General features: G+C 73.5%; 9 protein-coding genes. All 9 read right to left on the reverse strand.

Going from position 1 to position 10,109, the window contains the following annotated elements; translation table 11 throughout:
• A partial coding sequence (locus CCN42_RS18955; RefSeq protein ID WP_086737255.1) for an ABC transporter permease occupies positions 1-684 on the reverse strand: 684 nt, incomplete at its 3' end.
• Positions 671-1,465 (reverse strand): ABC transporter ATP-binding protein, encoded by a 795-nt coding sequence (locus CCN42_RS18960; protein ID WP_086737256.1) that lies wholly within the window; start codon positions 1,463-1,465, stop codon positions 671-673. The genes CCN42_RS18960 and CCN42_RS18955, both read right to left, overlap by 14 nt.
• Before the next feature lie 45 nt (positions 1,466-1,510).
• Positions 1,511-2,659, reverse strand: coding sequence for an ABC transporter substrate-binding protein (locus CCN42_RS18965; protein WP_086737258.1), 1,149 nt, complete (start codon positions 2,657-2,659; stop codon positions 1,511-1,513).
• Entirely contained in the window at positions 2,646-3,917 is a 1,272-nt protein-coding gene (locus CCN42_RS18970) for a sulfate adenylyltransferase subunit 1 (protein ID WP_086737264.1), read from the reverse strand. The genes CCN42_RS18965 and CCN42_RS18970 overlap by 14 nt, the downstream gene beginning before the upstream one ends.
• Before the next feature lie 139 nt (positions 3,918-4,056).
• Positions 4,057-4,965, reverse strand: a complete 909-nt coding sequence (gene cysD, locus CCN42_RS18975; RefSeq protein ID WP_245877361.1) for a sulfate adenylyltransferase subunit CysD — start codon at positions 4,963-4,965, stop codon at positions 4,057-4,059.
• A 26-nt stretch (positions 4,966-4,991) separates the two neighbouring features.
• Positions 4,992-5,540: an adenylyl-sulfate kinase gene (cysC, locus tag CCN42_RS18980; protein WP_086172242.1), complete on the reverse strand. Its 549-nt coding sequence runs from the start codon at positions 5,538-5,540 to the stop codon at positions 4,992-4,994.
• The gene (locus CCN42_RS18985) at positions 5,537-6,694 is read right to left on the reverse strand and encodes a sulfotransferase family protein (RefSeq protein ID WP_086737261.1); all 1,158 of its coding nucleotides are present in this window, start codon (positions 6,692-6,694) and stop codon (positions 5,537-5,539) included. Before CCN42_RS18985 ends, cysC begins: the two co-directional genes overlap by 4 nt.
• A 53-nt stretch (positions 6,695-6,747) precedes the next feature.
• Positions 6,748-7,836: a type III polyketide synthase gene (locus CCN42_RS18990; protein WP_086172244.1), complete on the reverse strand. Its 1,089-nt coding sequence runs from the start codon at positions 7,834-7,836 to the stop codon at positions 6,748-6,750.
• Positions 7,837-8,135: 299 nt separating this feature from the next.
• Positions 8,136-10,109, reverse strand: a 1,974-nt coding sequence (locus CCN42_RS18995; protein WP_086737263.1) for an MMPL family transporter, incomplete at its 5' end; no start/stop codon positions are given.

The raw sequence follows: 10,109 nt of genomic DNA on the forward strand, positions 1-10,109 counted from the left end.
CCAGGAGAACGCCCAGCCCTGTTTCAGGCCCGCCAGATAGCCGGGCAGCGCGGCGGGCAGCAGGACGTGGCGGACGCGGGCGGCCCCGGTGGCGCCCAGCACCCGCCCGGCGCGCAGGTACAGCGGCGGTACCTGGTCGACGCCCGCCAGCAGGCCGTTGGCGACGGACGGTACGGCGCCCAGCAGGACCACGGCGTAGATCGTGGCGTCGGTCAGCCCGAACCACACCACCGCGGCCGGCACCCAGGCCACGGAGGGCAGTGACTGGAGTCCGGACAGCACCGGCCCGAGCGCCACGCGCACCGGCCGCACCGCGCCCAGCAGCAGGCCCAGCGCGGTGCCCAGCAGCACGGCCGCGGCGAAACCGAGCGCGCCGCGTTCCATGCTGGTCCACACGGTGGAGAACAGGGTGCCCTCGTACCACTGGTCCGCGAGCGCCCCCCACACGTCGGCCGGCGACGGCAGCAGGTAGTCCGGCTTCACCTCGGCCGCGTACGCCCCCTGCCACAGCAGGAGGACGACGACGACCGCGACCACCGGCGGCAGCACCCGCTGCCGCAGGATTCGCCCCACCGGCGGCCGCGCGGACCCGGCGGGCGCGCCGTCCAGCGCGTCCAGGCCCGCCCCGACCGCCGCGGTCTCCGTGCCCCGGGCCTTCGTCCCGGCGGTGTCACCGGCGGCCATGGCGGCGGATCTCCTCCCGCAGGGCCTCGGTGACCCGGTCCGTCAGCGCCGCCTCCGAGGTGCCCGGACGGGCGGTCCACTCGCGCACCACCCGGCCCGGCCGCGACGACAGCAGCACCACCCGCTGCCCGAGCCGCACCGCCTCGCGCACGTTGTGGGTGACGAACACGACCGAGAGCCGGTTCTCCGACCAGATCCGGGTCAGCTCCTCGTGCAGCACGTCCCGGGTGATCGCGTCGAGCGCGGCGAACGGCTCGTCCATCAGCAGCACGTCCGCGTCCTGCGCGAGCGCCCGCGCCAGCGCCACCCGCTGGCGCATCCCGCCGGACAGCTCGTGGACGCGCCTGCCGTACGCGTCCTTCAGCCGCACCAGGTCCAGCAGCCGCCGCGCCTCCTTCGGCCGCTCCCGCCGGGGCACCCCGCGCAGCCGCAGGGCGAGTTCGACGTTCCGTCCGGCGGTCAGCCACGGGAACAGGGCGTGGTCCTGGAACATCAGCGCGGCCCGCCGCCCGCCCGGCACCTCGATCACCCCGGCGGACGGCCGGTCCAGGTCCGCGACCAGGTTCAGCAGCGTGGACTTGCCGCATCCGGAGGCGCCGAGGACGCACAGGAACTCGCCGCGGCCCAGGGTCAGGCTGATGTCGTCGAGGACGGTCCGGCGCCGGCCGCCGTCGTCGAACCACTTGGAGACACGGGTGAGGCGTACGGCGGGAGGCTCGGCCCCGGCCAGGGCGAGCGCGGGACGAGCCGGTGCGCCGGCCCGCAGCACCGTTTCTGACATGTGATCAGTCCTTCGGGTAGGGGAGTCGGTGGTCGGGAGCCGGGATCAGGTGCCGTGCGGGACGCCGAGGCCCGCGTCGTCCACGGCGCCCTCGCCCCGCTCCGCGCGCAGCCGGTTGAGCACGCGCAGGTCGAAGATGCCGCGCAGGGCGGTGGTGTCACCGCCCAGCAGATCCAGCCGGTCGGCCCGGTCGGCCTCCTCCGCGAGCGTCCCGGCGAGCGGGTCCGCGGTGAGGCGGACATGCCGCCAGGCCGCGTCGAGGACCTCCGGCGGCAGCGGTCTGCCGGTGGCCGCCGCGATGGCCTCGTTGACGGCGTCCCGGCCCGCGCGCGGACTGCGCGTCAGCCACCGGTTCGTCTCGTGCGCGCCGCGCAGCACGGCCTCGACGACGTCCGGGTGCTCGTCGAGGAACGACTGGGACACCACCACCAGCGCGGTGACGAACGCGCCGTCCCGCCACAGGTCCGCCTCGTCGACGAGCACCCGCCCGCCCGCCGCGACCAGCTGCGCGGCCACCGGCTCCGGCACCCAGGCGCCGTCGATCGCGCCGCGCCGGAAGCTGGTGGGGATCTCCTTGGACGACTGCCGCACCACGGTGACGTCGCCGCGCCCGGTGTGCGGGTCGATGTCCCAGCCCTGCTCGCGGATCCAGTGCAGCAGCGCCACGTCCTGGGTGTTGCCCGCCTCCGGGGTGGCGATCCTGAGGCCCCGGATGTCGGTGCCGCGCACGTCGGCGTCCTCGTCGACGACCAGGGCGACCCCGCCGGAGGCCGCGCCGGAGACGATCCGCAGGCTGCGGCCCTGGGAGCGGAGGTAGCCGTTGACGGCGGGCGACGGGCCCATCCAGGCGATGTCGACCGCGCCCGCGTTCAGCGCCTCCAGTGCCGACGGGCCGCCGTTGAACACCTGGGTGCGCAGCCGGGTGCCGCCCAGTTCCCCGGTGAAGAAGCCCTGGTGGACCCCGGCCAGCGGGGTGGCGTGCGTGACGTTGGCGAAGTAGCCGAGCGTGACCGAGTCCGCGGAGAGCGGCGGCCCGCTGCCGACGGCCGGCCCGGCCGCCGTCCGGGGCGCCCGCGACCCGTACCCGCAGCCGGCCGCACCCAGCACCAGCAGCACCAGCGCCATGAGCGCGCCGGTCACTCGCCGGTGTGGTGGCCGGGATTTCCCCGTGGGCCGCCGGTCAGGCAGGTGCATCGGGTGTTCCCTGAGCGATCGTGCCGATCATGCCCGCGGTGAGGGTGGCGCCGTCGGCCGGGTCGATCAGGACGAAGGAGCCGGTGCGGCGGCTGTGCCGGTAGAGGTCGAAGGCCAGGGGCTCGGCGGTGCGGAGGTCGATCTGGGCGATGTCGTTCAGGTCCAGCCGTCCCGCGCCGCCGATCCGGCGGACCATCGCGCGCACGGTCCGGGTGGTGTGCCTCAGCAGGACGTGGTCGCCGGGCCGCAGCGGCTTCTCGTGGAGGTGGCAGACGGCCGCCGTGATGTCGCGCGTCACCGTCGGCGGCGCGTCCGCCGGCACGACGAGGTCGCCGCGGGAGACGTCGAGGTCGTCGGCGAGCCGCAGCGCCCCGGACTGCGGGGCGCCGATCCGTTCGGCGGGTGCGCCCAGCAGGTCGATGCCGGTGACGGTGGTGGTCCGTCCGGACGGCAGCACGGTCACCCGGTCCCCGGTCCGCAGCTCCCCGACGGCGAGCTGACCGGCGTACAGGCGCAGGTCGCCGGAGCGGATGACGTACTGCACGGGGAACCGGGCGGGTGCCCCGGCCGCCTCCCCGGCGACCGGCACCTGTTCGAGGTGGGTGAGGACGGTGGGGCCGCCGTACCAGTCCATCCGGGTGGAGGGTTCGACGACGTTGTCCCCGGCGAGGGCGGAGATCGGGATCGCGGTGACCTGGGGGATGCCGAGACCGGCGGCGAGGCGGCCGAACTCGGCGGCGATCTCGGCGAAGACGGACTCCTCGTACCCGGCGAGGTCCATCTTGTTCACGGCCAGCACCACGTGCGGCACCCGCAGCAGCGCGGCCACCGCGGCGTGCCGCCGGGTCTGCTCCAGCACGCCCTTGCGTGCGTCGACGAGGATCACCGTCAGTTCGGCGGTGGAGGCGCCGGTCACCATGTTGCGGGTGTACTGCACATGGCCGGGGGTGTCGGCGAGGATGAAGCGTCTGCGCGGGGTGGCGAAGTAGCGGTAGGCGACGTCGATGGTGATGCCCTGTTCCCGTTCGGCGCGCAGGCCGTCGGTGAGCAGGGCCAGGTCGGGGGTGCCCTGCCGGGACACGGACTCCAGCTGGTCGGCGAGGACCGACTTGGAGTCGTGCAGCAGCCGTCCCACGAGGGTGGACTTGCCGTCGTCGACGGAGCCCGCGGTGGCCCAGCGCAGCAGGTCCGGCCCGGCCTCCGGGCCGGCTCCGGACGGGGCACGGTCCTGGGCGGGGTCCTGGGTGAGGTGGGGCATGGGAGTCGGGTGTCCCTCCTGTACGGCGGCCGGGGACCCGGTGGTCAGCCGGGACCTGGCCTCCTGGAAGATGCCGCGCATCATGAGGGCGGCGGTGGCATGCGGGGGGTGGCCGTGGGCCGACACGTCTGCCGTCATGTCAGAAGTACCCCTCGCGTTTGCGGTCCTCCATGGCGGCCTCGGAGAGCCGGTCGTCGGCGCGGGTGGCGCCGCGCTCGGTGAGCCGGGAGGCGGTGATCTCGGCGATCACCTCGTCGACGCGGGCCGCCTCGGAGAGCACGGCTCCGGTGCAGGACATATCGCCGACGGTGCGGTAGCGGACCCGGCGCCTCTCGACCGGCTCGCCGTCGCGCGGGCCGCCCCACTCGCCGGGGGCGAGCCACATCCCGGAGCGCAGGAACACCTCACGCTCGTGTGCGAAGTAGATGGCGGGCAGCTCGATCCGCTCCCGGGCGATGTACTGCCACACGTCCAGTTCGGTCCAGTTGGAGAGCGGGAAGACCCGCACGTGCTCGCCGGGCAGGTGGCGGCCGTTGTACAGCTGCCACAGCTCGGGCCGCTGGCGGCGCGGGTCCCAGGTGCCGAACTCGTCGCGCAGCGAGAACACCCGTTCCTTGGCGCGGGCCTTCTCCTCGTCGCGCCGCCCGCCGCCGAACACCGCGTCGAAGCCGCCGCCGGTGATGGCGTCCAGCAGGGGCAGGGTCTGGAGCGGGTTGCGGGTGCCGTCGGGGCGTTCGCGCAGGACGCCGCGGTCGATGTAGTCCTGCACGGAGGCGATGTGCAGCCGCAGGCCGTGCCGGGCGACGACGCGGTCGCGGTAGGCCAGCACCTCGGGGAAGTTGTGCCCGGTGTCCACGTGGAGCAGCGCGAACGGCAGGGGTGCCGGGGCGAACGCCTTCAGCGCGAGGTGCAGCATGACCACGGAGTCCTTGCCGCCGGAGAACAGCAGCACCGGTCTCTCGAACTCCCCGGCCACTTCGCGGAGGATGTGCACCGCTTCCGACTCGAGGACGTCGGTGTGGGTGAGGGAGCCGGTCGCGGCGGTCACGGCGGCCCCCGTCACAGCAGCCCCCGTCACAGCAGCCCCCGTTCGGCCATCAGCGTGTGCAGGGTGTCCACCGACTCGGCGACGGACTCGAGCTGGGTCTCCACCCGGGCGTCCGGCGCCTGCGGCGGCTCGTAGGGGTCGTCGACGCCGGTCAGGCCGGACAGCCGCCCGGCGCGGGCCTGCGCGTACAGGCCCTTCACATCGCGGACGGCGCACACCTGGAGCGGGGTGGCGACATGCACCTCCAGGTACGGGGTGCCGCTCGCCTCGTGCCGTTTGCGCACCGCCTCGCGGCTGTCGGCGTACGGCGCGATCACCGGGACGAGGACGAGGATGCCGTTGCGGGCCAGCACCTCCGCGACCAGCCCGATGCGCTGCACGTTGGTGTCCCGGTCCTCGCGGGTGAAGCCGAGGCCGGCGCTGAGGAAGGTGCGGATCTCGTCGCCGTCCAGCACCTCCACCCGGTGTCCTTCGCGGGTGAGCCGGCTGGCCAGCGCCTGCGCCAGGGTGGTCTTGCCGGAGCTGGGCAGCCCGGTCAGCCAGACCGTGGCGCCGGGGGTGGGCGGGGTCCTCATGCGCCGCTCCTCATGGTCGAGACCGGCGAGACCGACGCGACCGGCGAGGCGGTCGAGGCCGTCGTACCGGCGCCGGGCACCACACCGTGCGCGGCGAGCACCGAGAACCCGGGGGCGCACGCCCGGTCCAGTTCCTCGCGCTCGGCGTCGGGCAGGTCGCGCCAGGTGGAGGCGGGCGTGCCCACCTTGGCCGCGCAGCGGTCCGCCCAGTCCTCGTCGACGAAGCCGGGGCCGAGGAAGTCGGCGATCCGGCGCAGCGACTCGCCGGGGGCGGCGAGCAGGTCCTCGTACCAGACGTGCAGCACGTTCTGCGGGGGCAGCGCGGCCATCGCCGCCATGCCGCGCTGCATCTCGTCGGACCAGTAGGTGCCGAACAGCGAGGTGGGGATGCGGTAGTCGCGTACCGCCTCGGCGTCGAAACGTTCCGGCAGGAAGGGGACCAGCTCCTCCGGCACGGCGCGCAGGTCCCGCTCGGCGGGGCCGGCCGGCGGCTCGGCGTACGGGTCGTGGCCCAGGGTGAGATGCAGGGCCATCACCACCGCCGCCATCCGGAAGCCGTTGTGGCGGCTCATCGACAGCGCGGTGTCCCGGCCGTCGCGCACGATGTGCAGATAGCGGGCGTCGGGGAAGTGCTCGCGGAGCTGCCCGGCGAGGATCAGCGAGCCGCCGCTGCGCTCGGCCCACAGGGTCTTGCCGAAGCGGGCGCACAGCCAGGAGAACAGCCGCAGGTAGTGCTCGCCGATCCCCGCCTCCGGGAACCCGGCGACGGCCTCGGCCAGTTCGTCGTACAGCTCGTCGGGGGCCTCGGTCAGATGCGGCAGGGTGGTCAGCAGGACGGCCGGGATGCCGGTGCCGGCCTGGAAGCGGGTGGCCGGCGACGGGCGGTAGAGGACTTCCTTGGGAGCCAGCCCGTGAGCGGTCAGCAGCCGGTTGACGGTGTTGCGGGAGGAGAGGATCTCCCAGAACTCCCCGGCGGTGACCGGGCCTTCGGGGAAGACCCGGGCGGTGAGCCGGTACATGTCGGTGAGGTGGTTGAAGAGCTCGGACAGGCTGAGCACCTGCGGGTGCTCGCGCAGCAGTTCGGAGACGAGGGTGGAGCCGCAGCGTCCGGTGCCGGTGACGAAGACCTGTCCCGGCCGGGTCGGGGTGGGCATGGCGCAGCTGTTCCTTCCGTGCGTCCGTCGGTGGGCGTCGAGGCGTTGCCGGGTCAGGAGGAACGGCGCAACAGGGCCGCGTACAGGGTCAGGCCGGGGCCGAAGGCCATGGCGACCACGGGCCCGTCGGTGCGGGGCAGGCGCTGGAGCACCATCAGAACGGTGGGGGAGGAGCAGTTGCCCGCCTCGTCGAGGACGCCGTACGAGGCGTCCAGGGCGCCGGCCGGCAGGTTCAGCCGCTCGCCGACGACCTCCAGGATGCGCTTGCCGCCGGGGTGCACGGCCCAGCCGGTGACCTCCTCGGGGGTGAGCCCGTGCGGGGCGAGCAGCTGGTCGCGGACCACCTCGCCGACGTACTGCCCGAGCACGTCGGGCACCTTGGGCGACAGGCCCATCTTGAAGCCGAGGTCGGTGATCTGCCAGCTCATGTGGTCGGCGGTGCTGTGGTCGGTGACCGCGACGACGTCGATCACCTCGTAGCCGCTGCCCGCGTCGGGTTCCAGGACGACCGCGGCGGCGGCGTCCGCGAACAGCGCGTGCGCCACGATCTGCTCGATGTCCTTGGTGGGCGGCTGGACGTGCAGCGAGGTGAGTTCGAGGCAGAGCAGCACGGCCGGCCTGCCGCGGGAGGCGACGAAGTCGGAGACCGCGCCCAGCGAGGGCACGGCGGCGTAGCAGCCCATGTGGCCGATGAACAGCCGCTGGACCCTGCTGCTCATGCCGAGTTCGTCGGCGAGCCGTAAGTCCAGGCCGGGCGTGGTGTAGCCGGTACAGGACGCCACCGCCAGCAGGCCGACGTCTCCCGGGGCGAGGCCGGCGGTCTCCAGGGCCTGGGTGACGGTGCGCTTGCCGAGCGGGACGGCCTCCTCGATGTAGCGGGCCATCCGCTGCCCGGTGCTCCAGCGGGACACTTCCTTCTCGGCGCGCGGGTCGACGGCCGTGGAGCGGGCGCTGATTCCGGAATTCTGGAATATCCGGCGAGCCAGCGGAAAGCCTTCGTAGTGCTCGTGGAAAAAGTCCTGCCAGAGGTCGTCCTGGCTGCTCCGGGTGCCCGGGAAAGAATGCGACGAGCCGGTGATGACGGGCCGGGCGGCGGCGCGCAGGCCGTGCGGGGCAGGGGCGAGTTTTTCTTCGATGTGCATGCGTGATCCCTTTTCTTCGGGCATGTGAAATGGCCGCGTGAGTAGGAGGGGGATTCGTGCATGAAGGCGCGAGAAGGCGCCTGGAAACCCGGCGCCGCGCGACTCTGCGCAGGTCAGACCGGGTAGTCGAGGTTTCGTGCCCTCAGTCAAACACAGGTTCTCCGGTGGAATCAAATATTCCGGAGGTAATTTCCATAACGGAAACAACGGGCGGCCGAAAAATGACGGCCCGCTTTCCAGGGAACCCGGAAAGCAGGCCTGATTTCATTGTTTGCAATTCAGCCAGAGGCGTCCTGATTTCAATCCGAAGTGACGTGGCTCACGGAAACTTCGTGGGGCGTTCCGCTTTTCTCCGCGGGTGGTTCGCGGTCCAGTCGCGCGCCCTCGATGTCCAGGTCCGGCAGCACTCGGTCAAGGCCGCGCGGCAGCCACCAGGCGCCGCGCCCCACCATGGCCAGCACCGCCGGCACCAGCGTCATCCGGACCACGAACGCGTCCACCAGCACCCCGAAGGCCAGGGAGAACGCGATCGGTTTGACGATGGCGTCCTCCGTCGTGACGAAGCTCGCGAAGACGAAGAACATGATCAGCGCCGCCGCCGTCACCACCCGCGAGGCATGACCCGCCCCGTCGACCACGGCGTCCCGGGCCCGCCGGGTGCGCACCCATTCCTCGCGCATGCTCGACACCAGGAACACCTCGTAGTCCATGGCCAGCCCGAAGAGCACCGCCATCAGCACGATCGGCAGGAAACTGACGACCGGCCCGGTCCGCGCCACACCCAGCGCGTCGGCGAGCCAGCCCCACTGGAACACCGCCACCACCGCGCCGAACGACGCCCCGACCGACAGCAGGAAGCCGACGGTCGCCTTCAACGGCACGACGAGGGAACGGAAGACCAGCAGCAGCAGGATCAGGCAGAGCCCGACGACCACCGCCGCGAACGGCAGCAGCGACGCGCTCAGCCGGTCCGAGACGTCGATGCCGATGGCCGTCGTCCCGGTCACGGACACCTGGGCGCCCGTCTCCCGCTCGATCGCGCCGGCGTCCGCGCGGATCGCGTCGACCAGTTCCTGCGTGGCCTCGTCCTGCGGGCCGCCGCCGGGGACCACGGAGATCACCGCGCGCCCCGATTCCGGCGCGTACTGCGGCTGCCCGATCTTCACCACACCGGGCAGCTCCTTCAGCCGCGCGGCCACCGCGCCCGCCTGCCGCTGCCCGTCCGGCCCGGCGGCGCCCGCCTCGGCGAGCACCAGCAGCGGCCCGTTGAAGCCCGGGCCGAACGCCTCGCCGACCGTGTCGTACGTCTCCCGCTGCGGGGTGCCGTGGGCGGCGGTGCCGTTGTCGGGCAGCGCCAGGCGCAGCTCGGCGGCGGGCACGGCCACGGTCACCAGGGCGGCGACCGCGGCGAGGACGACCAGCAGGGGCCGCCGGGTGACCAGCCCGGCCCAGCGGCGCCCCATGACGGCCGGCGGCCGCTCACCCTCCGGGGTGCCGGCGGCTTCACCGGTGGCCGCCGCCCGGCGGGCCGCGCGCGAGCCCGGGCGCGGGGCGAGCCGGCCGCCCGCGAAGCCGAACAGCGCGGGCAGCAGGGTGACCGCGACCAGGACGGCGATCAGCACCGTCACCGCCGCGCTGAGGCCCATCACCGTCAGGAAGGGGATGCGTACGACGGCCAGCCCGACCAGCGCGATGATCACCGTCGTGCCGGCGAACACCACCGCGCTGCCCGCCGTGCCGACCGCCCGCCCCGCCGACTCGCGCGGGTCCATGCCCTGGGCGAGCTGGGTGCGGTGCCGGGACAGCACGAAGAGGGCGTAGTCGATGCCGACCGCGAGTCCGAGCATCAGCGCGAGGCTCAGCGCGGTGGAGGACACGGTCACCGCCGAGGAGACCGCCAGCAGCCCCACCAGCCCGGTGCCGATCCCGACGAACGCGGTGAGCAGCGGCATCCCGGCGGCGAGCAGCGAGCCGAAGGTGAGGGCGAGCACGGCCAGCGCGACGACGACCCCGAGCAGTTCGAGGACGCTCGGGGTGAGGACGCCGTTGCCGTACGCCTGCCCGCCGACGGACACCGTGAGGCCCGCCTCCTCGGCGGTCCTCGCGGTGTCCTCCAGCGCGTCGAGGGTGCCGTCGTCGAGGTCGGAGCGGGTCACGTCGTAGTTGACCTGGGCCAGTGCGGTACGGCCGTCCGGGGTGACCGTGCCGGCCTTGTCGGGCGGGATCACGGCGGCCACCTGCGGGGCGTCCTGGGCGGCGGCCAGGGTGCGCCG

The sequence above is a fragment of the Streptomyces glaucescens genome (assembly GCF_002154375.1).
GTDB lineage: Bacteria > Actinomycetota > Actinomycetes > Streptomycetales > Streptomycetaceae > Streptomyces > Streptomyces glaucescens.